Source organism: Nonomuraea thailandensis (genome assembly GCF_024172165.1).
Lineage (GTDB): Bacteria > Actinomycetota > Actinomycetes > Streptosporangiales > Streptosporangiaceae > Nonomuraea > Nonomuraea thailandensis.
On the sequence record NZ_JAMZEB010000002.1, the window covers coordinates 11,534,302 to 11,559,362 of the forward strand.

Annotated in this window: 19 protein-coding genes; 7 read left to right on the forward strand and 12 right to left on the reverse strand. The window is 71.9% G+C overall.

The genetic code is table 11. From position 1 onward, the window contains the following. Positions 1–6: 6 nt before the first annotated feature. Both HD597_RS57765 and HD597_RS57770 read right to left on the reverse strand, forming a co-directional pair. Entirely contained in the window at positions 7–813 is an 807-nt protein-coding gene (locus HD597_RS57765) for an NAD(P)H-binding protein (RefSeq protein ID WP_253757235.1), read from the reverse strand. Positions 814–896: 83 nt separating this feature from the next. Next, entirely contained in the window at positions 897–1,361 is a 465-nt protein-coding gene (locus HD597_RS57770) for a VOC family protein (RefSeq protein WP_253757237.1), read from the reverse strand. A 70-nt stretch (positions 1,362–1,431) separates the two neighbouring features. Between HD597_RS57770 and HD597_RS57775 the strand changes: the two genes are divergently transcribed. Beyond that, positions 1,432–2,388: a helix-turn-helix transcriptional regulator gene (locus tag HD597_RS57775; RefSeq protein ID WP_308210991.1), complete on the forward strand. Its 957-nt coding sequence runs from the start codon at positions 1,432–1,434 to the stop codon at positions 2,386–2,388. A 55-nt stretch (positions 2,389–2,443) separates the two neighbouring features. Here the strand turns inward: HD597_RS57775 and HD597_RS57780 are convergent, their stop codons facing one another. The 5 genes from HD597_RS57780 to HD597_RS57800 are packed head-to-tail and all read right to left on the reverse strand — an operon-like array spanning position 2,444 to position 9,390. After that, positions 2,444–3,064 carry a phosphotransferase gene (locus HD597_RS57780; RefSeq protein WP_253757241.1) on the reverse strand — a complete coding sequence of 207 codons (621 nt, stop codon included), beginning with the start codon at positions 3,062–3,064 and terminating at the stop codon, positions 2,444–2,446. After that, a complete protein-coding gene (gene narI / locus HD597_RS57785) occupies positions 3,061–3,792 on the reverse strand; it encodes a respiratory nitrate reductase subunit gamma (RefSeq protein ID WP_253757243.1) in 732 nt (243 codons plus the stop codon). The genes HD597_RS57780 and narI overlap by 4 nt, the downstream gene beginning before the upstream one ends. Further along, on the reverse strand, positions 3,789–4,343 hold the full coding sequence (gene narJ / locus HD597_RS57790) for a nitrate reductase molybdenum cofactor assembly chaperone (RefSeq protein ID WP_253757245.1): 555 nt from the start codon (positions 4,341–4,343) through the stop codon (positions 3,789–3,791). The genes narI and narJ overlap by 4 nt, the downstream gene beginning before the upstream one ends. After that, on the reverse strand, positions 4,340–5,923 hold the full coding sequence (gene narH, locus HD597_RS57795) for a nitrate reductase subunit beta (protein ID WP_253757247.1): 1,584 nt from the start codon (positions 5,921–5,923) through the stop codon (positions 4,340–4,342). Before narH ends, narJ begins: the two co-directional genes overlap by 4 nt. Next, positions 5,923–9,390, reverse strand: coding sequence for a nitrate reductase subunit alpha (locus tag HD597_RS57800; RefSeq protein WP_253757249.1), 3,468 nt, complete (start codon positions 9,388–9,390; stop codon positions 5,923–5,925). The genes narH and HD597_RS57800 overlap by 1 nt, the downstream gene beginning before the upstream one ends. A gap of 45 nt (positions 9,391–9,435) precedes the next feature. On the opposite strand from HD597_RS57800, the gene HD597_RS57805 reads away from it, so the two are divergent. The 3 genes from HD597_RS57805 to HD597_RS57815 are packed head-to-tail and all read left to right on the forward strand — an operon-like array spanning position 9,436 to position 14,150. Continuing rightward, a complete protein-coding gene (locus HD597_RS57805; protein ID WP_253757251.1) occupies positions 9,436–10,617 on the forward strand; it encodes an MFS transporter in 1,182 nt (393 codons plus the stop codon). A 48-nt stretch (positions 10,618–10,665) separates the two neighbouring features. Continuing rightward, positions 10,666–12,354, forward strand: coding sequence for an ABC transporter ATP-binding protein (locus HD597_RS57810; protein WP_253757253.1), 1,689 nt, complete (start codon positions 10,666–10,668; stop codon positions 12,352–12,354). A gap of 35 nt (positions 12,355–12,389) precedes the next feature. Further along, positions 12,390–14,150: an ABC transporter ATP-binding protein gene (locus HD597_RS57815; RefSeq protein ID WP_253757255.1), complete on the forward strand. Its 1,761-nt coding sequence runs from the start codon at positions 12,390–12,392 to the stop codon at positions 14,148–14,150. Between the two features lie 141 nt (positions 14,151–14,291). Here HD597_RS57815 and HD597_RS57820 read toward each other — a convergent pair whose 3' ends face one another. Continuing rightward, positions 14,292–15,647, reverse strand: coding sequence for an aminotransferase-like domain-containing protein (locus tag HD597_RS57820; protein WP_253757257.1), 1,356 nt, complete (start codon positions 15,645–15,647; stop codon positions 14,292–14,294). Between the two features lie 64 nt (positions 15,648–15,711). On the opposite strand from HD597_RS57820, the gene HD597_RS57825 reads away from it, so the two are divergent. Further along, positions 15,712–16,335 carry a LysE family translocator gene (locus HD597_RS57825; RefSeq protein WP_253757259.1) on the forward strand — a complete coding sequence of 208 codons (624 nt, stop codon included), beginning with the start codon at positions 15,712–15,714 and terminating at the stop codon, positions 16,333–16,335. Between the two features lie 327 nt (positions 16,336–16,662). Here HD597_RS57825 and HD597_RS57830 read toward each other — a convergent pair whose 3' ends face one another. The 4 genes from HD597_RS57830 to HD597_RS57845 form a co-directional block, all read right to left on the reverse strand. Further along, positions 16,663–18,438, reverse strand: a complete 1,776-nt coding sequence (locus HD597_RS57830; protein ID WP_253757261.1) for a hypothetical protein — start codon at positions 18,436–18,438, stop codon at positions 16,663–16,665. A 450-nt stretch (positions 18,439–18,888) separates the two neighbouring features. Continuing rightward, the gene (locus HD597_RS57835; RefSeq protein WP_253757263.1) at positions 18,889–19,725 is read right to left on the reverse strand and encodes a class I SAM-dependent methyltransferase; all 837 of its coding nucleotides are present in this window, start codon (positions 19,723–19,725) and stop codon (positions 18,889–18,891) included. A 95-nt stretch (positions 19,726–19,820) separates the two neighbouring features. Then, positions 19,821–21,230, reverse strand: coding sequence for an alpha/beta fold hydrolase (locus HD597_RS57840; RefSeq protein WP_253757265.1), 1,410 nt, complete (start codon positions 21,228–21,230; stop codon positions 19,821–19,823). Positions 21,231–21,619: 389 nt separating this feature from the next. Next, positions 21,620–23,683, reverse strand: coding sequence for a S9 family peptidase (locus HD597_RS57845; RefSeq protein WP_253757266.1), 2,064 nt, complete (start codon positions 23,681–23,683; stop codon positions 21,620–21,622). Positions 23,684–23,716: 33 nt separating this feature from the next. On the opposite strand from HD597_RS57845, the gene mshB reads away from it, so the two are divergent. Together mshB and HD597_RS57855 are read left to right on the forward strand one after the other, a co-directional pair. Continuing rightward, complete coding sequence (gene mshB / locus HD597_RS57850) at positions 23,717–24,622, forward strand: N-acetyl-1-D-myo-inositol-2-amino-2-deoxy-alpha-D-glucopyranoside deacetylase (RefSeq protein WP_253757268.1); 906 nt, start codon at positions 23,717–23,719, stop codon at positions 24,620–24,622. Positions 24,623–24,633: 11 nt separating this feature from the next. After that, on the forward strand, positions 24,634–25,059 hold the full coding sequence (locus HD597_RS57855) for a DUF6113 family protein (protein WP_253757270.1): 426 nt from the start codon (positions 24,634–24,636) through the stop codon (positions 25,057–25,059). Positions 25,060–25,061 lie beyond the last annotated feature (2 nt).

A 25,061-nucleotide genomic window follows, 5' to 3' on the forward strand; every position in this document is an offset into this window, starting at 1 on the left:
GTGGCGTCAGTGCCAGGCGCCCTGGGCTGCCGCCTGAGCGGCGAAGGCCTCGAAGGACTTCGGGGGGCGGCCCGTCACCTCGCTCACCGTGTCGGCGACCGGCTGGTCGCCGAGGGCGCGCAGGGCGCCGAACGCCTTGGCCGCGTGGATCGACTCGCCGGAGAAGCCGTTGGCGGCGATGTAGTCCTCGTCGCCGCCAAGGTAACGCACGTCGCGGCCGATGGCCCGGCCGATGATCTCGACGGCCTCGCCGAACGCCAGCGAGCCGGGCCCCGTGAGGTCGTAGGCACGGCCGGCGTGGCCGTCCTGCGTGAGGGCCGTGGCGGCGACGGCGGCGATGTCGTCGGCGTCGACGAAGGCCTGGCGCACGTCGCCGAGCGGGATCAGTACCTCACCCGCCATGATCGCCGGCCGGAAGAAGCCCTCGTCGAAGTTCTGGTTGAACCAGCTCGGCCGCAGGATCGTCCAGTCGGCGCCGCTGTCGCGCACGGTGCGCTCGGCCGCCAGCAGCCGCTCGTCGCCCATGGCCTCGATGGCGCCGCTCGACAGCAGCACGATGCGCTCGACGCCTTGCTCCACGGCCAGCGCCACGAACGCGGGGTCGACCGGGATGCCGTCGGGCGCCATCAGGTAGAGGGCCGAGGCGCCCGACAGGGCCGGCTCCCACGTGCCGGGCTCGGACCAGTCGAACGTGGCCTGGCCGCTCCTGGAAGCGCCCCGTACGGTGTGGCCGGCGGCGCGCAGCTGCTCCGCGACGCGGCGGCCGGTGGAGCCTGTGGCACCGAGGACGAGGATCATCACATCGCGTGTCATGCCCCCAGCCAAGCAAAGGGCACCGACAGAACGGGTCAATGGCCTCCTGGGTTCGCGGATCGGGACAGAACGAGCGCAGGGGATCAGAAGAAGCGGGCGCTCTGGACGTACTCCATGGCCTTGACGAACGTCGGGTCGCTCATGCGGCGGGCCAGCTCCTCCTCCGGGACGTCCTCGACCCGGGCCTGGATCCACCACAGGTTCCCGAACGGGTCGCGGACCCGGCCCACCCGGTCGCCCCAGTACAGGTGGGTGACCTCCGTGATCGACGTGCCGCCCGCCTCGACGGCGCGGCGGTGGGCGGCGTCGGCGTCGGGGACGTACAGACGCAGGAAGGCCGGGGTGGGCGGCCAGCCGGGCGCGGAGTCGAAGAGCATCACGATCGCGTCCCCGATCCGCACCTCGGCGTGTCCGACGCGGCCCTCGTCGTCCGTCACGCGGCCCAGTTCGACGGCGTCGAAGGCGGTCTCCAGGTAGCGGATGACGCCGTCCGTGTCGGCGTTGATGATCCAGGGCGTGACGGTGGTGTAGCCCTCGGGAATCGACATGGTTCCTCCAACGAAGTGTGTCACCGACGGTAGGCCGCAAGTAGGTCAGGATCTGTCCCACTTGTCGGGCATGGTGGAGTTCATGAGCGAGTCCCGTCTGCTGACCCTGTTGTCGCTGCTGCAGAGCCCGCGCGAGTGGCCGGGCGGCGAGCTGTCGGAGCGGCTGGGCGTCAGCCGCCGCACCGTCAGGCGCGACGTGGACCGGCTGCGCGACCTCGGCTACCCGGTCGAGGCCACTATGGGGGCCGCGGGAGGGTACCGGCTGGTCGCGGGCGCGGCCATGCCTCCGCTGCTGCTGGACGACGAGGAGGCGGTGGCCATCACCGTCGGCCTGTCCACCGCCGCCCGGCATCCGGTGCAGGGCATAGAGGAGGCGTCGGTGCGGGCCCTGGCGAAGCTGGAGCAGGTCCTGCCCGCGCGGCTGCGCCACCGGGTCAGGTCGCTGGGCGGCGCCACCGTGCCCATGCCCGCGCTCGACGGGCCGCAGGTGGATCCCGGCCGGCTCACCGCGCTGGCGGTGGCCGTGACGGGCGGGGAGCGGGTGCGGTTCACCTACCGGGCGAACGACGGCGCCACGAGCAGGCGCCTGGTGGATCCGCATCGGCTGGTGGCGGCCGGCCGGCGCTGGTACCTGCTGGGCCACGACCTCGACCGCGACGACTGGCGAATCTTCCGCATCGACCGCATCGGCGAGCTGCACCCCACGGGGGCCAGGATCACGCCGCGCGAGCCGCCCGCCGGGGACGCGGCCGCGTACGTGGCGGACAAGCTGTACTCGTCGGCGCCTGTCTACGAGGCCGTCGTCACCGTGCACGCCCCCGCGACGGAGCCGCTCAGGAGCCTGGGCGAGGTCACCCCGATCGGGGCGGCGCTCTGCCGCGTGCGCATGCGCGCCGACACCCTCGACTGGCTGGCCTTCCGGCTGACGACGCTCGGCTGTGAGTTCGAGGTGCACGAGCCGGCCGAACTCACCGCGCACCTGCGCCGGCTGGCCGCCCGGCTCACCCGTGCCGCCGGAGGCCCCTAGCCGAAGGCGTCCCGCGCGCAGGCCCGGCCGCGGCGGATCGGGTGCGCCGGGCCGGTCACTCCGTCCAGGCCGCCGTGGCGTCGAGGCGTTCGCGCCACAGCTTCTCCCCGCCCCCGCCCGGCTCCCACCGGGTGCAGAAGTCGAGCAGGCCGCGGCAGCGCTCGATCATGGCCGCCTGCCGTTCGGCCCAGGTCGGGACGGGCGCGCCGTACGCGGTGAAGAAGTGCGGCAGCAGCGGCACGTGCTCGGGGTGGTGGCTGCGTACGATCCACTCCACCCAGGCCAGGTCCTCCACCGGCCGCCCCGGGTGGGCCCACTCCCAGTCGAGGATCGCGGCGGTCTCGAACGTGTCGGGGTGGAACAGCATGTTCTGCGGCCCGTAGTCGCCGTGCACGATGCCGAGCCGGTGGATGCGCGCCAGCATGCGCCCGCACTCGGTGAACACCTCCATCGCCCGGCCGTCGTCGAGGAGGTCCTGGCCGTGGGAGCCGTCGACGAAGCGGGTGGTCAGGCTCGTGGCGGTGACCTGATGGACCCGGGGGACCGGGAGGCGGCCACGCAGGCGCCGCAGGTATCTGCTCTCCGTGCTCAGCCTGAACGCCGCTTCGGGCCCCTCGTAGCACTTCACGACCAGGGCGCCGTCGCCGAACGTGCTGTTGGTGTACCCGTGCTTCACAAGGGTCGATTCTGACGCATCCGCACCCCTGCCGGGTGCCTCGGCGCGCCATCCGCGCGGCTCCGATACACGATGTAAGGGCGGAACAAATACCCCAACGGGGCGGAAAGCGCGTGCACCAAGCGGCTGAACGGGAAAAGTACGAACAGTGCCATCCCGATCAGCGTGTGCACCTTGTAAAGACCGCTCGCGTGCCCCATCGCCTCCGCGTCGGGCCGCAGCACGAAGATGCCGCGGAACCAGGGCGCGACCGTGGTCCGGTAGCTCACCTCGGTCGGCACGAACCCGGCCACCGTCGTCACCACGCCCGCGATGATCGAGGCCGCGAGCACCACGTACATCACCTTGTCGTTGACCGTGGTCGCCAGGAACACCGGGCCGTTGGTGCGGCGGCGGTAGATCAGCAGGCCCAGCGCCACCAGCGTGGCCACGCCCGCCAGGCCGCCCCAGATGAGCGCGTTGGCGTGGTAGGCCTCGTTGGACAGGCCGATGGCGTTGGTCCACGACAGCGGGATCAGCAGGCCGGTCACGTGGCCGACGATCACGACCAGCAGCCCGTAGTGGAACAGCGGGCTGGCCACGCGCAGCAGCGGGCTCTCGTAGAGCTGCGAGGAGCGGGTGGTCCAGCCGAACTTGTCGTACCTGTAGCGCCAGATCAGCCCGCCGATGAAGACCACCAGGGTGACGTACGGCGCGACGACCCAGAGCATGCTCTCCGCCCAGCTCACCGGTAACCTCCCACGCTCTCGGCCGGCGGCCCGGCCGAGGCCAGGCGGGCCGCTCTCGCACGCTCGGCGGGGGTGATCGGGGGCAGCGCGCCGCAGACGGTGCCGATCACGTGCCGGTACGGCGAATCGCGCTCGCTCAGGGCGGACAGCAGGAGCTCCAGCCCGGCCCGGTGCTCCTGGAGGAGCGCGGCGCCGGAGGGCTCGCACGCGGCGAACTCCAGCATGACGGGCAGGAAGTCGGGCAGCTCGTCGTCCATCAGCTCCCAGCCCGCCGCGCGGTAACGCCGCTTCAGCGCGGCCAGCGACTCGCCGCGGCGGCGGGTGTCGCCGTCGGTGTAGTAGGTCAGGTAGAGGCAGCAGCGCCGCTGCAGGTCGAACGTCTCCACGTAGTGCGCGGCCAGCTCGCCGGGGCCGAGCTCCGCGGCCGGCGCGAGGAAGTCCGTGAAGTACGGCTCGGCGGCCTCCTCGATCAGTGGCAGGCGGCGCCAGAACCGTTCGTCGGGGTAGGCGAGCAGGTGGGCCGCGGCCTGCCAGATCACCGGCCGGGTCATGGGTGCCTCCGCTTCGGCGGGAAGAGACCGGCGGGAGTGCCGCGGCCGTCCCAGTTGAGCAGGTTCACCCGGTCGTGGGTGACCTCGCTGCTCGTCTGGCGCTCCTTGAGGCCGTGGAAGTTCTCGATCGCGACCGGCACGGGACGCCCCGACGCCTCGCCGAACGGCTGCTGCATGCCGGGCCCGCCGTCGTAGTCGAGGCTGCAGCCGCCCTCCTCGACCACGCCGGGCACGTTGCCGTACGCGGTCGGGATCACGTACCGGTCCTCGTACTTGGCCACCGCGAGCAGCCGGTACATGGCCTCCAGCTCCGGGTCCTCAGGCGGCCGTTCGCCCAGGTTGACCGCCCGCATGTACGACCGCATCTCCGCCAGCCGGCGCAGCGCGGCCGTCACGGGCGCCGGGTCGCCGGCCGTGAACAGCTCGGCCAGGTAGCCGATGGGGATGCGCAGCGCGTCGATGGCGGCGAACAGGTTGCCCGCGTCCTCGCCGTCGTGGCCGGTGGTGGACAGGGCGTCCACGACGGGGGAGAGCGGCGGCACGTACCAGACCATGGGCAGCGTGCGGTACTCCGGATGCAGGGGGAGCGCGAGGCGGTACCTCTTGATCAGGTCGTAGACGGGCGATCTGCGGGCCGCCTCCAGCCAGCCCGACGGCAGCCCGGCGGCCTCGGCGGCCGGGCTGTGCGGGTCGACGAACAGGTCGAGCTGCGCCTCGTACAGGTCGCGCTCGTCCGCCACCGAGGCCGCCTCCGTGACGCGGTCGGCGTCGTACAGCAGCACGCCGAGGTAGCGCAGGCGCCCCACGCACGTCTCCGAGCAGACCGTCGGCAGCCCCACCTCCACCCGCGGGTAGCAGAACGTGCACTTCTCGGCCTTGCCGGTCCGGTGGTTGAAGTACACCTTCTTGTACGGGCAGCCGGTCACGCACATGCGCCAGCCCCTGCACCGGTCCTGGTCCACCAGCACGATGCCGTCCTCGGCCCGCTTGTACAGGGCGCCGGACGGGCAGGAGGCCACGCACGACGGGTTCAGGCAGTGCTCGCAGATGCGCGGCAGGTAGAACATGTACGCCTGCTCGAACTCCAGCCTGACCTGCTCCGACACCTTCCCCAGCACCGGGTCGGGGCTGGGGTCGCCGCCGAGGTCGTCGTCCCAGTTCGAGCTCCAGCCGATCTTCACCGGCTCGCCGCTGATCAGGGACCTGGGCGGCGCGACGGGGACGTCGTCCGAGAGCGGGGCCTTGGTCAGGTTCTCGTAGTCGTAGGTCCAGGGCTCGTAGTAGTCCTGGATGGAGGGCATGAGGGGGTTGGCGAAGATGGACAGCAGCTTGCGCAGGCGGCCTCCGGCCCGCGGCTTGAGCCTGCCGCCGCGGGTGAGCTCCCAGCCGCCGCGCCAGCGCTCCTGGTCCTCGTAGCGCCTGGGATAGCCCTGGCCGGGGCGGGTCTCGACGTTGTTGAACCAGACGTACTCGACTCCCGGCCTGTTCGTCCAGGTCTGCTTGCAGGTGACCGAGCAGGTGTGGCAGCCGATGCACTTGTCCAGGTTCATCACCATGGCGATCTGGGCCATCACCTTCATCAGTACCTCACCTCCTGGGACCGGCGCCGGATGGCGGTGATCTCGTCGCGCTGGTTGCCGGTGGGGCCCAGGTAGTTGAAGGCGTACGAGAGCTGGGCGTGACCGCCGATCAGGTGCGTGGGCTTGATGAGGACCCTGGTCAGCGCGTTGTGGATGCCGCCGCGGCGGCCCGTCGCCTCCGACTTCGGCACGTCGATCAGGCGGTCCTGGGCGTGGTACATGTAGACGGTCCCCTTCGGCATGCGGTGGGAGACGATGGCCCGGGCCACGACGACGCCGTTGCGGTTGACCGCCTCGACCCAGTCGTTGTCGGCGATCCCGAGGTCGGCGGCGTCCTCGACGGAGATCCAGATCGTGGGGCCGCCGCGGGAGAGCGAGAGCATCAGCAGGTTGTCCTGGTACTCGGAGTGGATGGACCACTTGCTGTGCGGGGTGAGGTAGCGCAGGGCGCCGCTCTCGCCGTACAGCGCGGCCAGGTCCAGCGGGGGCCGGTAGATCGGCAGGGCCTCGCCGTACTCGTGCATCCAGTCGTGGTCGAGGAAGAAGTGCATGCGGCCGGTGAGCGTGTGCCAGGGCTTGCCCTGCTCGACGTTGATCGTGAAGGGCGAGTAACGGCGGTTGTGCGACTCCTTGCCCGACCACTCGGGGCTGGCGGCGACGTGCACCGGCCTGGCCTGGGTGTCGCCGAAGACAATGCGGTGGTCCTCGTGGGTCAGGCCGTCGAAGCTCGTGCCCGTGCGCTGCGCGAGCTGGCGGAAGCCCTGGACGGCCAGCCTGCCGTTGCTCACGCCTGACAGGGCGAGGATCGTCTCGCACGCCTTGGCCGCGGTGTCCAGCTCCGGCCTGCCCTTGGCCACGCCGCGCGGCACCAGGCCGCAGCGCTGGCCCAGCCAGGCCACCTCCTCGTCGGGCATGAACGTCACGCCCTTGACCGGGATGCCCAGCTTCTCCGTGAGCGGCCCCAGCGCGGCGAGCTTCTCGGCCGTGGCGCCGTAGTCGCGCTCCACCACCTTCAGGCCGAAGCCCGTACGGCCGGCGAGCTCGGTGGGGGTGTCGTGCTGGTGCGCCACCGCGACGACGTCCCTGCGCACGCCCAGGTGGTCCTTGGCCAGGTCGCTGAAGGAGCGGGCGATGGCGTGGAAGGTGGCGAAGTCGGTGCGGGTCTCCCAGGGCGGGTTGATGGCCGGGTTGAAGGCGTGCACGAACGGGTGCATGTCCGTGGAGGAGAGGTCGTACTTCTCGTACCAGGTGGCGGCAGGGAGCACGACGTCGGAGAAGACCGTGGAGCTGGTCATCCTGAAGTCGAGGGTGACGAGCAGGTCCAGCTTGCCCTTCGGGGCGTCCGGGTCGGGGCTCTCCAGGTTGGAGCGGGCGCCGAGGAGGTGGTGCAGGAAGTACTCGTTGCCCTTGGCGGAGGAGCCGAACAGGTTCGAGCGCCAGAGGGTGAGCACGCGGGGCCAGTTGCGGGGCTCGTCCGGGTTCTCGGCGGCCAGCTTGAGCCTGCCCGCTTCGAGCTCGGCCCTGGTGTACGCGATCGGGTCGTCGGCGTCGCCCAGGTCGAGCGGGTTGCGGTCGAAGGCCGGGGCCATCGGCATCCAGCCGTTGCGCACGGACTCCGTCACCAGGTCGGCGGTGTGCTTGCCGCGGAAGTCGCCCCTGGCCAGCGGGCTGGTCAGCGCGCTGGCGTCGAAGTGGTCGTAGCGCCACTGGTCGGTGTGCAGGTACCAGAACGGCGTGCCGGGAACCTGCCTGGGCGGCCTGGCCCAGTCGAGGGCGCCGGCCATGAGCTGCCATCCGGCCAGGGGGCGGCACTTCTCCTGGCCGACGTAGTGCGCCCAGCCGCCGCCGTTGCGGCCCTGGCAGCCGGTCAGCAGGAGGAGCGACAGGAACGCGCGGTACATCGTGTCGCCGTGGAACCACTGGGCGGTGCCCGCACCCAGGATGATCATGCAGCGGCCCCGGGTGGACTCCGCCGTCCTGGCGAACTCCCTGGCGATCTTGATCACCCGCGAGGCGGGGACGCCGGTGATGGGCTCCTGCCAGGCCGGGGTGCAGGGCTGGGCGGGGTCGTCGTAGTCGCTGCCGACGCCGTACTGGGCCAGGAGGAGGTCGAAGACCGTGGTGACCGTCCTGCCCGCCACCTGCGCGGTGGGGACGCTCCGGAGCAGGGAGTGGCCGCCGTCGAAGCGGGGGAGCAGGACCTCCGCCTCCTCGCCCCCGCGCAGGGTGAGCTTCGGGGAGACGTCCAGGTTCAGGTTCCAGCGGCCCACGCCGGAGTCGCTCCAGCGGAAGCCGGCCGAGCCGTTCGGGACCACCGGCTCGCCGGTCTCCTCCGACAGCAGCACGGTCTTCCACCCGGCCGACTCCTCCTGGGAGCCCAGGTCGTGCGCGGTGAGGAACCTGCCGGGCACGTACGCGTCGCCGCGCTCCTCCAGCGTGACGAGGAACGGCAGGTCGGTGAAGCGCTTGACGTAGTCCGTGAAGTACGGCGTCCCGCGGTCGACGAAGAACTCCTTCAGCAGCACGTGCCCCATCGCCATGGCCAGCGCCCCGTCCGTGCCGGGCCGCACGGAAAGGAACTCGTCGGCGAACTTGGCGGCGTCGCTGTAGTCGGGCGAGACCACGACGACCTTCTGGCCCCGGTAGCGGGCCTCGGCCATCCAGTGGGCGTCCGGGGTGCGGGTGACGGGCACGTTGGAGCCCCACATCACCAGGTACGCGGCGTCCCACCAGTCCGCCGACTCCGGGACGTCGGTCTGGTCGCCGAACACCTGGGGAGAGGCCACGGGGAGGTCGGCGTACCAGTCGTAGAAGGAGAGCATGGCGCCGCCGATCAGCGACACGAAGCGGGCGCCGGTGGCGTGGGAGACCATGGACATGGCCGGGATGGGGGAGAAGCCGGCGACCCGGTCGGGGCCGTACGCCTTGATGGTGTGGACGTGGGCGGCGGCGATCAGCTCCGTGGCCAGCTCCCACGAGACGCGGACGAGGCCGCCGCGCCCCCGGGCGCTCTGGTACTTTTCCCGCTTTTCCGGATTTGTCGTGATTTCGGCCCATGCGGCCACCGGGTCGCCCAGCCGCCGTCTCGCCTCGGCGTACATCTCGACCAGGACACCCCTCGCGTACGGGTAGCGCACCCGGGTCGGCGAGTAGGTGTACCAGGAGAAGGCGGCGCCGCGCGGGCAGCCGCGCGGCTCGTACTCGGGGCGGTCGGGGCCGACGCTCGGGTAGTCGGTCTCCTGCGTCTCCCACGTGATGATGCCGTCCTTGACGTACACCTTCCACGAGCACGAGCCCGTGCAGTTCACGCCGTGCGTGGACCTGACCACCTTGTCGTGGCTCCAGCGGTCGCGGTAGAAGGCGTCGCCCTCCGTGCCGCCCTTCAGGAAGAGGGTGTGCAGGTCGCCGCTGGTGGTGGACCGGCGTAGGAAGCGGCCGGTCTTCAGCAGGAGGTCCTCGGCGGTCATACCCCCACTTCATCACAGAAGGTGACCCTCTGTTACACAGGGTGTATGTCTGAGCTTCGTAAAGGTTCTGAGCTGCGTAAAGGTCAGGTGCGGAACCTGGCTCTGGCCACCGTGGCGTTCGCGGTGACGTTCTGGGCGTGGAACCTCATCGGGCCGCTGTCCGGGAGCTACAACAGGATGCTGCACCTGTCGCCGACGCAGACGTCGCTGCTGGTGGCCATCCCGGTGCTGGTCGGCTCGCTGGGGCGGATCCCGGTCGGGATGCTGGCCGACCGGCTCGGCGGAAGACGCATGTTCGCGATCATCTGCTTCGTGTCGATCGTGCCCGTGCTGTTCGTGGGCTGGTCCGACTCGTACGGGTGGCTGCTGTTCTGGGGGTTCCTGCTCGGCATCCCCGGCACGTCGTTCGCCATCGGGATCCCGTTCGTGAACGCCTGGTACGAGCCCGAGCGGCGCGGATACGCGACCGGCGTGTTCGGGGCGGGCATGGGCGGCACGGCGCTGTCGGCGTTCTTCACCCCGCGCCTGGTCGAGGAGTTCGGCCGGGCCCAGACGCACGTGCTCATGGCGGCGGTGCTGGCCCTGATGGGCGTCGTCATGCTGGGCGGCAGCCACGACTCGCCCCGCTGGTCGCCCGCCACCGGCTCCGCGCTGCCGCGCATGCGGGAGGCACTGAAGATCAAGGCGACCTGGCAGTGCGCGTTCCTGTACGCGGTGGCCTTCGGCGGGTTCGTGGCGTTCTCCACCTACCTGCCGACGTTGCTGCAGACCGTCTACCACTTCGCGCAGACCGACGCCGGGCTGCGTACCGCCGGGTTCTCGATCGCCGCCGTGCTGTCCAGGCCGCTCGGCGGGACGGTCGCCGACCGGATCGGGCCGGTCAAGGTGCTGGCGATCTCGTTCGCGGGGACCGCGGTGATGGCGCTCGTGCTGATGCTGCAGCCGCCCGTCGAGGTGCCCGCCGGTCTGAGCTACGTGCTCATGGCGTTCTTCCTCGGGCTGGGGACCGGCGGGGTGTTCGCGCTGGTGGCCCAGGTGGTGGAGGCGTCCAGGGTGGGGACCGTCACCGGGCTGGTCGGCGCGGCCGGAGGGCTGGGCGGGTACTTCCCGCCGCTGGTGATGGGGGTCGTCTACGCCGCCACCGGCGCGTACACCGTGGGTTACGTCCTGCTGGCCGTCACGGCGGCGGTGGCGCTGGTGTACACCCTGCGGGCGTTCCGGCGGTGACGAAAATGGTTTGCCGCGTGCGGGGGCGGCTGTCAGGGTTGTCAGGCTATGCGCTCCCTTCCTGAGGCCGATCCCGGCGTGCCCGACCTCCGCAACCCGCTGCGTTTCCTGTGGTGGAACGCGCGGCGGCAGGCGGCGCCGTTGCTCGCGGGCATCGGCTACGCCAGCCTGTGGTGGCTGGTGCAGGCGCTCATGCCGGCCGTGCTCGGGAAGGGCGTCGAGGCCGTCACCGCCAAGGACACCGGCTCGCTGCTGGCGTGGTCGGCGATCCTGCTCGGGCTCGGGCTGCTGCAGGCGTTCACCGGGATCATGCGGCACCGGATGGCCGTCTTCAACTGGCTGGCCGCCGCGTACCGCACCGTGCAGCTCACGTCCAGGCAGGCCGCCAGGCTCGGCGCGACGCTGCCGAAGCGGCTGTCGACCGGCGAGGTCGTCAGCGTCGGCAACTCCGACATCGCCCACATCGGCAGCTCCATGGACATCCTGCTGCGCGGCGTCGGCTCCATCCTGGCCATCGTCACCGTCACCGTGATCCTCATCTCGACGTCGCTGCCGCTCGGGCTGCTCGTGCTGTTCGGCGTGCCGCTCATGGCCGTCGCCGTCGGGCCGCTCCTGCGGCCGCTGCACCGGCGGCAGCAGGCGCAGCGGGAGCTGTCGGGCGAGCTGTCCACCCGCGCCGCCGACATCGTGGCCGGGCTGCGCGTGCTGCGCGGCATCGGCGGGGAGCAGGTGTTCGCCGCCCGCTACCGCGCCGAGTCCCAGCGCGCGCGGCACGCCGGGGTGCGCGTGGCCGGGGTCGAGTCCGTGCTCGAAGGCGCGCAGGTCGTGCTGCCGGGGCTGCTCATCGCGATCGTCACCGGCATCGGCGCCTCGTTCGCCGTCGCCGGCGACATCCCCACCGGGCAGCTCGTCGCGTTCTACCTGTACGCCGTGTTCCTCATCGGGCCGATGCGCACGCTCACCGAGGCCGCCGACAAGCTCACCAAGGGGCACGTCGCCGCCGGGCGGGTGATCAGGATCCTGTCCATCGAGCCCGAGGTCGGCGGGGGCAGCGGCACGAGCGAGGGCGGCGTGCTGCGCGACTCGTACAGCGGCGTGACGCTCCAGCCCGGCACGCTCACCGCCGTCGCCGCAGGAGATCCCGGCGACGCCATCGCCATCGCCGACCGGCTCGGCCGCTACGTCGAGGGCGACGTCACGTTCGGCGCGGCGGAGCTGCGCACCCTGCCGCTGGAGCAGGTCCGCTCGCGCATCCTGGTCGCCGAGAACGGCGCCAGGCTGTTCAACGGCCGGCTGCGCGACGAGCTCGACGTGCGCGGCGCCGCCACCGACGCGCAGATCCGCGAGGCCCTCGACGCGGCCTGCGCCACCGACATCGTCGAGGCCCTGCCCGACGGGCTCGACGCGGGGGTGGCCGAGGCCGGGCGGGAGTTCTCCGGCGGGCAGCAGCAGCGGCTGCGGCTGGCCAGGGCCCTGCTGACCGACCCCGAGGTGCTGATCCTGGTCGAGCCCACCAGCGCCGTGGACGCCCACACCGAGGCCCGCATCGCCGAGCGGCTGGCCAAGGCCCGCTCCGGGCGCACCACCATGATCTGCACCACCAGCCCGCTCGTGCTCGACCGGGCCGAGCACGTGATCTACGTCGAGAACGGCCGCGTGCTGGCCGAGGGGACGCACCGCCAGCTTCTGGACGGCTCCCCCGCCTACGCCGCGACCGTGACCCGCGGGGAGGACTGAAGCATGGCGCTGTCGGAAAGGCCGGCGGAGGACTGATGGCCCGGGAGATCCTGCCGATCGCCGATCGGCGGCACGTGCGCGCCTACGCCAGGCGGCTGACACTGAAGTACCCGCGCCGGCTCGCGCTGGCCCTCGTCCTGCACGGCCTGGCCGCCGTCGCCGGGCTGGTCGTCCCGTGGCAGCTCGGCGCCCTGGTGCAGAAGATCCAGTACGGCGCCGAGGTCGACGTCGCCGTCGTGGCCGCCGCCATCGGCGCCTTCCTGCTGCTGCAGGGCGTCCTCGTCCGGTACGCGGTGCTGGCCTCCGCCAGGCTCGGCGAGAAGGTGCTGGCCGAGCTGCGCGAGGAGTTCGTGGACCGGGTGCTCGGCCTGCCCCTGTCCACCGTCGAGCGGGCCGGGTCCGGCGACCTCATCACCCGTACCTCCCGAGACGTGGACGCCCTGTCGCGCACCGTCCGGCACGCCGTGCCCGAGACGCTGATCGCCATGGTCACCTTCGTGATCACCATCGGCGCGCTGGTGCTGGTCAGCCCGCTGCTCATGCTGCCGATGCTGGCGGCCGGGCCGGTGCTGTGGATCGCCACCCGGTGGTACCTGCGGCGCGCCCGCGACGGCTACCTGCGCGAGAACGCCGCCTACGCCGACGTCACCGAGGGGCTGGCCGAGACCGTCGAGGGCGCCAGGGCCGTGGAGGCGCTGGGCCTGCGCGAGCGGCGGCGGGCGCGCACCGACGGCGACATCGCCCGCTCGTACGCGGCCGAGCGGTACACACTGGGCCTGCGCACCACCTGGTACCCCGCCGTCGAGCTGGGCTACGTCATCCCCGTGGTCGGCGCCCTGCTGGTCGGCGGCCTGTTCTACAGCAGCTCGTGGGTGACGCTGGAGCAGGTCGTCGCCGCCATCCTGTACGCGCAGCAGCTCATCGACCCGCTCGACCGCTTCCTGATGTGGGTGGACGAGCTGCAGGTGGGCGGGGCGTCCATGGCGCGGCTGCTGGGAGTGGCCAACGTGCCCGACGACCGGTCGCCCGCCCCGGCGCGGCCGTCCGGGGAGCTGCTGGAGGCGTCCGGCGTGCGGTACGCGTACCGGGAGGGGCGCGACGTGCTGCACGACGTGTCGCTCACCGTCCAGCCCGGCGAGCGGCTGGCCATGGTAGGGCCGTCCGGGGCCGGCAAGTCCACCCTGGGGCGGCTGCTGGCCGGCATCCACGGGCCCCGCACGGGGTCCGTCACCGTGGGCGGCGTGCCGCTGGTGGACCTGCCGCTGGACGAGCTGCGCGGGCACGTCGCGCTCGTCACCCAGGAGCACCACGTGTTCAAGGGCACGCTGCGCGAGAACCTGCTCATCGCCCGCCCCGACGCCTCCGACGACGCCGTGCTCTCGGCGCTCGAAGCCGTGGACGCCCTCGACTGGATGCGGGGGCTGCCGGCCGGGCTCGACACCGAGGTGGGGTCGGGCGGGCTCGCTGTGCCGCCGGCGCAGGCGCAGCAGCTCGCCCTGGCCCGGCTCGTCCTGGCCGATCCCCACACGCTGGTGCTCGACGAGGCCACCTCGCTGATCGACCCGCGTGCCGCCAGGCACCTGGAACGCTCGCTCGCGGCCGTGCTGGAGGGGCGGACCGTGATCGCCATCGCGCACCGGCTCTACACGGCGCACGACGCCGATCGGGTGGCCGTGGTGGAGGACGGGCGGATCAGCGAGCTGGGGTCGCACGAGGAGCTGGTGGCCGAGGGCGGCTCGTACGCGGCACTCTGGAGCAGCTGGCACGGCAGCCCCGGCAGGACCTCGACGTCCTGAGCCGTCGCCCTCGGCTCTCCCTCCCGACCTCAGCCCTCGACCTCAGCCCTCGGCTCTCTCCCGACCTCAACTCTGGATCTCAGCCCTCAGCCCTCAGCGCTCTCACCCGGCGCCTTCACCTGACACCTTCACCCGACGTCTTCACTCGGCGACCAGGTCCTCCGGTGCGGCTCGGGCGAGGTCGGCGAGCGTGGTCAGGGCGCGGGCCAGGACGTCGGGCGGGGGAGAGGCCAGGCCGAGGCGGACGGCGTTCGGTGCGCTGTTGCGGCCGACGGCGAAGGCGGCGGCGGGAGTGACGCCGATGCCGTACCGGGCGGCGGCAGCCACGAACGTGTCGGCCCGCCACGGTGGCGGCAGCTCCCACCAGCAGTAGTAGGAGCGCGGATCGCTGCGGACGGCGAACCCGGCGAGGCGACGAGCGGCGATCTCCTGGCGCATGGCCGCGTCCCGCTGCTTGGCGCGGGCCACCGACCGGGCGGTGTCGTCCGTCAGCCAGCGGGTTGCCGCCTCCAGCGCGAACCGCATCGGCGTCCACCCGCCCGAGCGCAGCGCCGTCGCCACGCGCGGCACGGCGGCGCCGGGCACGACGGCGAACCCCAGCGACAGGCCCGGCGCGAGCCGCTTGGACAGGCTGTCGACCAGTGTCGTGCGCTCCGGGGCGAAAGCGGCCAGAGGCGGCAGGTCGTCGCGCAGGAACGACCAGATGGAGTCCTCGATCGCGGGCATGTCCAGGCGCGCGAGCACGCCCGCGAGCTCGGCCCTGCGCTCCGCGGGCATGCTGATCGACAGCGGGTTGTGCAACGTCGGCTGCACGTAGACCGCCTTGAGCGGGGCCCTGCGTGCGGCGGCCTCGACCGCTGCCGGATCCAGCCCCGCCTCGTCCACCCGCAGCGGGACGAGCGTGACCCCGACCCGCGCCGCGAGCCCCTTGAGCACCGGGTAGGTGAGCTCCTCCACCCCGAGCCGAGCGCCCGCGGGGACCAGCGCGGCGATGGCCGCCGCGATCGCCTGGCGGCCGTTGCCCGCGAACAGCAGCCGCTCCTCGTCCGGACGCCACTCCCCGCGCGCCAGCAGGTCGGCGACCACGCGCCGCGCAGGCGGGGTGCCCGCCGCGCCGACCGGCCGCAGGGACGCCTCCAGCACGTCGGCACGCAGCAGCGGGCCGATGCCGTCGGCGAGCAGCCTGGACTGCTCGGGGACGACGGGGTAGTTGAGCTCGAGGTCGATCCTGCTGCCGGTGGGCTCGACCAGCGCCGGCCCGGGCTGCGGAGCGGCGGCCCTGACGAACGTGCCCCGGCCGACCTCCCCGACGGTCAGCCCGCGGCCGGCCAGCTCCCGGTAGACGCGGGCGGCGGTGGAATCGGCGACGCCGTGGCGCCGCGCGAAGACCCGCTGCGGGGGCAGCCTGTCACCCGGGCGCAGCCGCCCCGCCGCGATGTCCGCGGCGACGGAATCCGCGATACGCCGGTAGTCCTCCATGCCCTCGGATCCAACCACGACATTGATCCGAGTGCAATCGTACATATTGTACCGAGATTGCGTCGTCGATAGCTTCGCTGTCATGGTCGAACAGAGTGCGGTGATCGGCGTGGTGCTCGTGGCGCTCGGCATGGTGCTGTCCCCGGGGCCGAACATGATGTACCTCGTCTCCCGCAGCACCAGCCAGGGCCGGCGAGCCGGGATCATCTCCCTGGCCGGGGTCGCTGCCGGCTTCCTCGTCTACCTGGTGGGGGCGAACCTCGGGCTCGCCGTGGTGTTCTCCGCCTTCCCCGGGCTGTTGACCGTCATCCGGATCGCGGGGGCGATGTACCTGCTGTGGCTGGCCTGGAAGACGCTCAAGCCCGGCGGGGTGTCGGTCTTCGCGACGCGGGAGGTGCCGCCCGACTCCCCGCGCAGGCTCTTTCTCATGGGGTTGATGACCAACCTGCTCAACCCGAAGATCGCCCTCCTGTACGTGTCCGTCCTCCCGCAGTTCATCGATCTGGAGCGGGGGGACGTGCTGCTGCAGGGGCTCGTTCTCGGGTGCGTGCAGGTGGCGGTCGCCCTCCTGGTCAACCTCTCGATCGTGGTCGCCGCGGGCGGTATCGCCGGGTTCTTGGCGGCACGGCCCTCCTGGCTGCGGCTGCAACGGCTCACCATGGGGTCCCTCCTCGCCGCCCTGGCCATCGGCCTCGCCTTCTCCTGAGCGCTGCGGCGGGTCGGCTCCCACCTCGGGCGCCGACTGGGGAGGCCGTCGGCTGTGCGGCAGCGTCGTGGACGCGGCGGAGGATTGCCGAGGTGGTCGTCTCATGCCACGGGGCGCCGACCGCGGGGGCCGCCGAAGACCGGTGAGGCCGTCGGCCGTGCGGTGGGGGCGTGGACGCGGCGACCCGCCAAGCCGGCAACAGGCGCGTCCGGTGCCTGGGAGAGGCGCTCCTGGACGAGTGGCCGGATGGTCACGCAGACAAACCGTGTGGATCCCTTGGCGCGATCAGCGGGGCCGGACGTACCCGGCCCCGCTGGTCTCAGGTCGTCATGCCTTCACCGTGAAGAGATACACGCGTGGGTTGAGGCTGAAGTTTCCTGCCCGGTCGGCTGAGTGCACGACCAGCACCTTGTCGCCCGCCGAGGTCGGCCTGATCGTCACGGTCGCAGTGCCGTCGGGCAGGGCGGGCACGTCGATCCAGGTGCTCCAGTCGAGGGAGTAACGGTAGCCAGTGACGTCCGGATCGCCGGGGGAGGAGAACGTGAAGTCCCCGGCGACGCCCGGGCCGCCACCCGGCTGGGGCGACGGCGGATAGGTGGCCGAGGAGACGGTGGGCGTGGTCGCGGGCCGGGTGACGTCCACGCCGTACTCGCACCACTGGCTCCACTCACCGCCGGCCCAGGGATCCTCGCCCCGAACCCGCCAGCGGTAGACCCCGCCGTCGGTCACCCGGGCGTCGCCGAAGTCGTGGGCGAACGTCGCCGGGCCGTAGTTGGCGCCGGTCACCCTCTCGTCGAGTCTCTCTCCCGCCAGGGTCTCCCACTGCCACCGGGCCGAGACGGGACCGCCGGCGGAGTCGGGCACGGTCGCCCACACGATGGCGGACAGGTCGGGCAGGTACGGTCGCTCATCCCCCGAGACACACGGCGTCGGCTGCTTCCGGCGGGACCCGGTCTTCAGGTCGGTGGGAGCGCCGGGCGGCCGGTTGTAGTACAGCGTCAGCTCGGGTGACGGCTCGAAGACGTAGTGGCCGTGGGTGTCCCGCTCGTCGCGGGAGCGCAGGCCGAAGGTGATCTCCTGCCGGCCGGCCGCCAGCGCCTCCAGCAGGGCGTCGGTGACGTCGATGGTGATCGGCCCGGGCGTGGAGCAGTGGGGCAGAGCCGGGGTTTCGCCGAGCTTGCGGATCCAGCGCGCCTTGTTGTTCCAGGTGGTCTCGGCGGTGAGCTGCCCGGTCTCCCACAGCGCGAACCCCCGCTCGTAATCCTGGCACGACGACTGGGGCCGCAACTGGACCAGGGCGTGCAGGAGCCGGCCGTCTCCCAGGTCCGGCACCACATAGCGGAGGTGGACACGGGTGCGGTCGCCGCTGTCCGGGTCGCGGCCTATGGTGGGATGGATGCCACCGCTCCAGTTCGGGATGTCCGGATGGTCGCGGGAGATCTGCGTCCAGGCGGCGGGCACGAGCCTGCTCAACGCGAGGGAACTCGGGATGGCCGGCGGCTGCGCGGGCGGCGGGGTCGTGTAGGAGACCTCCACGTGGACGTTGGTGGACAGGCGGAAGCGGCCGAACGGGTCGCCCTCGTCGCCACTGCGCATGCCGAACGACACCCGGCGGTCGCCACGGGCGAGCGCCTCACGCAGGGGTGCCGTCACGTCGAAGTGGAACGAGTCGTGCCCGTCGTATCCGGGCGGCGGGCAGGACCAGGAGCCGGGGTAGGAGCCGAGCGACTCGGTCCAGGCAGGCTCGCTGTCCCAGGTCGTTCTCGCGTTGATCTTCGAGGTCAGCCAGAACTCGAAGCCCGACTCCCGGCCCCGGCAGGCTTCGGCGCGGTTCAGCCGCAGGGACGCCCTGGTGATGTCAGCACCGGTTCCGGTGAAGCGGTCCAGGTCCAGGCGGACGAAGGAACGATTCACCTCGCCCGTACTCTCGTCGAGGCCGACCGGCAGGCTCCAGCCGCCGTTCCAGTTCGAGATGGTGGGTTGCTGCCGGGAGGTGAACGTCCACGCGTCGTTGGTCAAGGTGGTCGTGCCGGGAACCGGTGCCGCCTCGGCGGTGGCCGGGGCGGCACCCGGCTGGAGCGTTCCGGCGGCCAGGGCTAGCACGATGAATCCAGAGCGTAAGCGCATGTTTCCCCCGTGAGAGCATCAGATCGATGAGCCAGGTCGCAATATAGGGAGGCGACCGCCAGGTGGCGAGGTGATTTCCTGCCAAAGTTCGCCGCCTTTCTGCCTCGCTGGGCTGTCACTGCGATCTGTGCCGAACGCAGGCCCCGCACCGGGGTTCACGCCCGACGCACGTTCTCCTACGCTGTCTGCGCCGATCAGAGCCCCTGTGTCAGGGGCTTGATCACGCCCGACGCACGCTCTCTCTCCTTTCCTGGGCGATACGCGCCGAGTTCCAGCCCCGGAGGGCATCTCGCACCGGCTCACCACCGACGACGTCGGCCGTCAAGCGGCTGACCCCCGCCTCTACGCCCTACCGATCCCAGTCGTCGGTGGCCGGCGGAAAGCAGTTATCTCGGGCCCTGCGCGCGGCGGTCGCTCCATCGTCGATCAGAGGCGGGTGGCGGTGGTCAGGCGTACCCTTCCGCGGAGTTGTACGCCGTCCGGGGTTTCGTGGGGGAGCAGCCCGTCGCGGACTGCGTCGCGGAGGGTGGTGACGGTCGGTTCGTCGAGGTGGGAGAGGTTCAACTGGACCGGGCCCATGGCGCAGATGTGGGTGGCCGCCTCGGTGGCGTCTCGGCCGAGGTTTTCCATGGCTTCGACGATGGTCATGTCGATGCCGGTGAAGCCTGCGTCGGTCAGCACCTGGTCGATGCGGGCGGGGTCGGTCATGGACATCATGCCCTGGGCGGCGGGGGACGGGCGGCGCATGTGGTCGCGGAGGGCGGCGGTGGCGCGGGCGTAGTCGCCGTCCGGGGATGACGGGACCGAGGTGATGATGGCCAGGCGGCCGCCCGGGCGCAGGGCGCGGGCGATGTTGGCGAAGCCGGCGACGAGGTCGGCGAAGAACATCACGCCGCCACGGCTGATGGCCACGTCGTACGTGCCGTCGCCGAAGGCGTGGACCTGGGCGTCTCCCTGCTCGAAGACGGCGTTGGGCACGCCCTGGGCGGCGGCGTCGGCGCGGGCCCGCTCCAGCATGGGGGCCGACAGGTCGATGCCCAGGGCGGTGCCGCGTGACGCCCTGCCGGCCGCCAGCAGGGTGGTGCGGCCGGTGCCGCATCCGACGTCCAGGACCTGGTCATCCGGCGTGATCGCGGCGGCGGTGAAGAGGGCGTCGTTGAAGCCGTCGAGCATGCCGTTGTAGTAGCGCGGGTTGTCGGCCCAGAGCTTGCCCTCCCATCCGTTCCAGGCCTCCGCTTGCTGGGTGTTGGCGATGTTGAGCATGACGACCCCCTGCGGCTTGATTGCTAGAGCTTATCTCTAGTGATGTTTACTAGAGTTAGACTATAGAAATGTAGGCGTCAAGGGGTGAGTGGCGATCAGCACGAGGTTTTGGCGGGGGGCAAGGTGCCGGCTGTGAGGTAACGGTTGATGTGGTCGCGGGCGCAGGTGTTCATGCCGTAGAGGGTGTGGCCGGGGCCGTCGTGGCGGATCGTGACGCTGCCCGGGACCTGGGCGAGGACGCGTTCCGTTGCGTCCGACTCGCCCCACGCGCCGGCGGCGAGCAGCGGAGGGACGTTGTCGGGAAGGGGCGCCGGTGGATTGGTGACGGGGACGGGCCAGCCGATGCAGTTGAGGGTGTTCGTGGCGATCGTGTTGGCGGCGCCGGCGTTGGGGGCGAGCTTGCGGAGCCGGGCGATCGTGGTGGTCAGTTGCTTGAGGCTGGCGAAGCGGGGCCAGTCGGTGCATTCCGTGACAGGGGTGGCTTGATCGGGGTAGCGGGCGCCCCTGGCGGGGACGAAGTCGGAGGCGTCGCCCTTGCTCGCCTTGCGGATCGCGGTGGCCAGCTTGGGCCAGGCCGCAGCGCCCTGGCGGGCCAGCCCCACGGCGAAGGACTGGAGGTCGCCGGCCTTGTAGGCGACGTTCGGCGTCCTGGTGGGGACGGGGGTGCCGGTCGAGCGGGTGATCAGCCTGCGCCAGAGGGCGGGGACGTCCTTGCAGTCGTTGGCGGTGCACCAGGTGAAGAAGCGCCGCAGGTGCTGCTCGTTCGTGGTGGCCATGGCCTCGAGCTCTCGCTGCCAGTCGGCGGCGCTGTGGTTCCACGTGCCGTCCAGGACCATCGTGCGGATGTTGCCCGGGAAGAGTCGGGCGTAGGCCTGGCCGTAGAAGCCCGCGTAGGAGGCGCCGTAGTAGTTGAGCTTGCCGTCGCCCAGCGCCTTTCTGATCGCCTCCATGTCTCTGGCATGGTCGGCCGAGCTCATGTTGGCGAACAGCTCCGGGTCCTTCAGGCGGCAGGCCTCGGCGTAGCCGCGGTTGGTGTCGGACAGGCGGCCGAAGTCGGCGTCGTCGCGCGGAAGGTCGGCGATGGGGACGCGGGTCCACGTGCACGGCAGGCCCGTGCTGAGGCCCTGGAACTGGTCGCTGCCGTAGCCGCGGGTGTCCCACGTGACGATGTCCATGGTCTTGCGCAGGTCGGTCCACCAGCTCTGCAGGGAACGGGTGCCGGCGATGCCTGGGGCGCCGGGGCCGCCGTAGGAGATCAGGGCCGAGCCCTTCGAGGCGCCGGTGGCTTTCAGGCGGCCGAGCTTGAGGGTGATCTTGCGGCCTTCGGGCTTCTGCCAGTCGGCGGGAACCTGGAGGTCGGCACAGTCCATGCCGGTTTCGTTGTCGTTGGGGCATGGGCGCCAGGCGAGTGCGCTGCTGTCGGTGGTGGTGCTGGGAGGCGTCACCTGCCAGGGGTGCAGGGCCGTGCCGAGTAGAGCGAGGGTCAGGGTGAGGGGCTTCAGCATGGCGTTCACGATGCCGGAGCGGGTTGGCCGGGCGCGTCGGACCACGGTTTGGTCTTCAGGGGAGGGATGTCGGACCACGGGTTGATGGACCGTAGCCGGATCCGGGCGTGAGAGCGGGTCCCGCGGGTGGGGCGATGTGCGCGGTCGGGAGGGGGGAGGGGAGCCGGTTCGCCTACGCGTACGGGCGCGGGCACCGGACGGGTCTTCCAGGCGGCGGGATGGGCTCGGAGGCGGCCGGCGAGGGTGGCCGGGAGCCTGCGGGGTGGCTGGTGGCGTCGCGGCGCGGTGGGCGATGGCGTGGCGGGCCGTGACGGCCTGTGCATCCGGCCGGATGCGGCTCGGGGCAGACCCCGGAGCAGATGTGCCCCGGGGCCGGATGCGTGCCCGGGTCAGCCCAGCGACTTCTTCAGGAAGTCCACCTGAAGCAGCATCAGGTTCTCCGCCACGACCTCCTGCGGCGTCATGTGCGTCACCCCCGACAACGGCAGCACGCTGTGCTGCCGGCCGGCCGCGAGCAGCGCGGAGGAGAGCCGCAGGGTGTGGGCGGCCACGACGTTGTCGTCGGCCAGGCCGTGGATGAGCAGCAACGGCCGCTCCAGCTTGGCCGCGTCCGCGAACAGCGACGACTTCTCGTACACGTCCGGCTGCTGCTCGGGATCGCCCAGGTACCGCTCGGTGTAGCAGGTGTCGTACAGCCGCCAGTCCGTCACCGGCGCCCCCGCCACCGCGGCGTGGAACACGTCGGGGCGTCGCAGCACCGCGAGCGCCGCCAGGAAGCCGCCGAAGGACCAGCCGCGGATGGCCACCCGCGTCAGGTCGAGGGCGTCGGGATACTGCTCGGCCACGCCGTGCAGCGCGTCGATCTGGTCATCCAGGGCGGGGGTGGCCAGGTCGCCGAGCACGGCGCGCTCCCACTCGGTGCCCCGGCCGGGGGTGCCGCGGCCGTCGGCCACGATGACGGCGAAGCCCTGCTCGGCGAACCACTGGCTCTCCAGGAACGCGCCGCGCCGGTTGAGCACCCGCTGCGCGTGCGGCCCGCCGTACGGGTCCATCAGCACCGGCAGCCTGCCCGAGCCCTGCTCGTACCAGGTGGGCAGCACCACGGCGGTGGCCAGCTCGCGGCTGCCGGAGCGGCCGAGCGAGACGCGCAGGTCGAGGCCGGGACGCTCGGCGAACGACGGGATCGGGACGGCCATGCCGTCACGGCGGACGACCGTGGTCGAGACGCCCTCGTCGTCGAGGCTCTGCTCGCTCAGCACGCCGACCCCGCCCGCCATCCGCCCGGAGAACACCCCGGAACGGGTCGAGACGGGCAGCAGCGAGTGACCGTCCCACGTCCACAGGTGGATCTCGGTGGGGTCGCCGCTCGCGCTGAACAGCACGCTGTCGTGGTCGACGTCGAGCACGGCCCGCACCTGCAGCGTCGGCGGGGTGACCGCGCGCTCGCCCACGAACAGCCGGTGCCCGCCCTCGGAGTTGGCCACCCACACCAGGGAGCCGTCGTCGAGGTGCGCGGGCACGCCGCCGACGATGTCGATCCAGGCCGGGTCCGTGTCCTCGCGCACGAGGGTGGACGCGCCGGTCGCCGGGTCGACGGTGGACAGCCGCATCGTCCGCTGGTCGCGGGTCAGCGTCACGATCGACAGCGCGTGGGAGTCCCACGCCGCGGTGGCGAGGTACTCCTCCTCGTACGGCACCGCCACCCGCGACCCGTCGAGCCCCAGCACGAACAGCTCGGTGCGGGCGTTGGGCGTGCCCGCGGCCGGATAGCGCTGGGCCACCGGCGTGCGGTCGGGGTTGGCGGGGTCGGCGATGTGCCACACCCGCACGGGAGCCTCGTCGGCCCGCTCGACCAGGAGTGCGTCACCGGCGGGCGACCACCAGTAGCCGCGCATGCGGTCCATCTCCTCGGCGGCGATGAACTCGGCCAGCCCGTACGTCACCGTCTCCGACTCCGGCGAGGCCAGCGCGCGGTCGTCGCCCGTGTCGAGCGACTGCACCCGCAGGGCGCCGCCGGAGACGTAGGCGACGTGCCGCCCGTCAGGCGAGAGGCGGGGGTCGACGACCCGGCCCGGCGTGTGCAGCGTGCGGGCCTGCCCGCTCGCCAGCTCGACCACGTGCAGCCCGCCGGACAGCGCGAAGCACGCCCTGGTCAGCGCGATGTCGGTGGCGTAGGCGACCACGCCGCCGGCGGCCTCGCGGCTGCGCTCGCGCCTGGCGCGCTCCTCGGGCGGCAGGTCCTCCTCGTCGGCGTGCAGCGTGCGCGGATCGACCACGAGCCGCTCGACGTGGGTCTCGGCGTCGAGCTCCCACAGGCAGGTCACCGGGTCGGTGCCCGACTTGGTCCGCAGGAACACCACCCGGCCGCCGTCCGGGGAGATCGTGAAGCCGCGGGGAACCCCCAGGGTGAACCGTCGGGTGCGGGCTGACAGGCGCGGGAAGCTCTCGCTCATGGCCTCAATCCTGCCATTGCTACGCTCGTGGGCATGACTGATCGACGGCTCCTGCTCGTGCACGCCCACCCGGACGACGAGTCGATCGGCACGGGCGCGACCATGGCCAAGTACGTCGCGGAAGGCGCCCACGTCACGCTGGTGACCTGCACGCTCGGCGAGGAGGGGGAGATCATCCCCGGCGACCTCGCGCACCTGGCCGCCGATCGCGGCGACGCGCTGGGCCCGTACCGGATCGGCGAGCTGGCGGCGGCCTGCCAGGCGCTCGGCGTCGAGGACCACCGCTTCCTCGGCGAGCCTGGCCGCTGGCGCGACTCGGGCATGATGGGCGTGGCCTCCAACGACCACCCGCGCGCGTTCTGGGGCGCCGACCTCGACGAGGCGGCGGGGGAGCTGGTCAAGGTCATCCGCGAGGTGCGCCCGCAGGTGCTGGTGACCTACGACGCCAACGGCTTCTACGGCCACCCCGACCACATCCAGGCGCATCGGGTCTCGCGCAGGGCGTTCGAGCTGGCGGCGAAGCCGGGCTTCGGCGAGGGTGAGCCCTGGCAGATCGCGAAGTTCTACCACACGGCCGTCGCCAGGTCGGTCATGCGGCGCGCGGCCGAGGCGCTGCGCGAGGCGGACGTCGAGTTCCTGACGGAGAACGTCGACGACATGCCGTTCGGCAGCCCCGACGAGGACATCACCACCGAGATCGACGCCCGCCCCTGGATCGGCAACAAGCTGGAGGCGCTGCGCGCGCACGCCACCCAGATCAGCGTCCACGCCCCCTGGTACGCGCTGTCGAACAACATCGGCCAGGAGGTGCTGGCCGTCGAGCACTACACGCTGGCCATCGGCGTCCCCGGCCCCTCGGTGCCGGGGCCGCCGGTCGACGCGGGAGGGCTCGGTGAGCCGCACACCCGCGAGAACGATCTCTTCGCGGGCATCCACTAACCTCATTCGACATGGAACATCGCAGCCAGGCCGAGTCGGCTCTGGGCGGGGCGGCGTACGGCATGCTGTTCGTGCTCGGGGTCGTCATGGCCGTCGTGGGCGGCTTCACGCATCCCGCGTGGCAGGTGGGTGCGATCCCGGCGTCGGCGATCGTCTGGGTGGCGGCGCTGTTCGGGGTGTGCCTGGGTGCGGGCAAGCTGATGCGCGCGAGGCTCGGCGCCCTGGTGACGGCGCTGGGCTGGCTGCTGGTGACCATGCCGTTCACCCTGGAGCTGGGGATGGGGGACCTGGTGATCGCCTCAGGTCCGGCCGGGTACGTCTACCTGTACGGGGGGTTGGTGGGCCTCGTCGTGGCCTATCTGCTTTCGCCCACGTCAGGAGGGGGATCATGGCTCTTGCGGGGGTACCCCTCCGAAAAAACAGACGTAGAGGCATAAAG

Bases quoted from the DNA above. Each gene is read 5' to 3' on its own strand.
- HD597_RS57765 (WP_253757235.1), bottom strand. From the start codon at position 813: ATGACACGCGATGTGATGATCCTCGTCCTCGGTGCCACAGGCTCCACC.
- HD597_RS57770 (WP_253757237.1), bottom strand. From the start codon at position 1,361: ATGTCGATTCCCGAGGGCTACACCACCGTCACGCCCTGGATCATCAAC.
- HD597_RS57775 (WP_308210991.1), top strand. From the start codon at position 1,432: ATGGTGGAGTTCATGAGCGAGTCCCGTCTGCTGACCCTGTTGTCGCTG.
- narJ (WP_253757245.1), bottom strand. From the start codon at position 4,343: ATGACCCGGCCGGTGATCTGGCAGGCCGCGGCCCACCTGCTCGCCTAC.
- narH (WP_253757247.1), bottom strand. From the start codon at position 5,923: ATGAAGGTGATGGCCCAGATCGCCATGGTGATGAACCTGGACAAGTGC.
- HD597_RS57800 (WP_253757249.1), bottom strand. From the start codon at position 9,390: ATGACCGCCGAGGACCTCCTGCTGAAGACCGGCCGCTTCCTACGCCGG.
- HD597_RS57805 (WP_253757251.1), top strand. From the start codon at position 9,436: ATGTCTGAGCTTCGTAAAGGTTCTGAGCTGCGTAAAGGTCAGGTGCGG.
- HD597_RS57810 (WP_253757253.1), top strand. From the start codon at position 10,666: ATGCGCTCCCTTCCTGAGGCCGATCCCGGCGTGCCCGACCTCCGCAAC.
- HD597_RS57815 (WP_253757255.1), top strand. From the start codon at position 12,390: ATGGCCCGGGAGATCCTGCCGATCGCCGATCGGCGGCACGTGCGCGCC.
- HD597_RS57825 (WP_253757259.1), top strand. From the start codon at position 15,712: ATGGTCGAACAGAGTGCGGTGATCGGCGTGGTGCTCGTGGCGCTCGGC.
- HD597_RS57835 (WP_253757263.1), bottom strand. From the start codon at position 19,725: ATGCTCAACATCGCCAACACCCAGCAAGCGGAGGCCTGGAACGGATGG.
- HD597_RS57840 (WP_253757265.1), bottom strand. From the start codon at position 21,230: ATGCTGAAGCCCCTCACCCTGACCCTCGCTCTACTCGGCACGGCCCTG.
- HD597_RS57845 (WP_253757266.1), bottom strand. From the start codon at position 23,683: ATGAGCGAGAGCTTCCCGCGCCTGTCAGCCCGCACCCGACGGTTCACC.
- mshB (WP_253757268.1), top strand. From the start codon at position 23,717: ATGACTGATCGACGGCTCCTGCTCGTGCACGCCCACCCGGACGACGAG.
- HD597_RS57855 (WP_253757270.1), top strand. From the start codon at position 24,634: ATGGAACATCGCAGCCAGGCCGAGTCGGCTCTGGGCGGGGCGGCGTAC.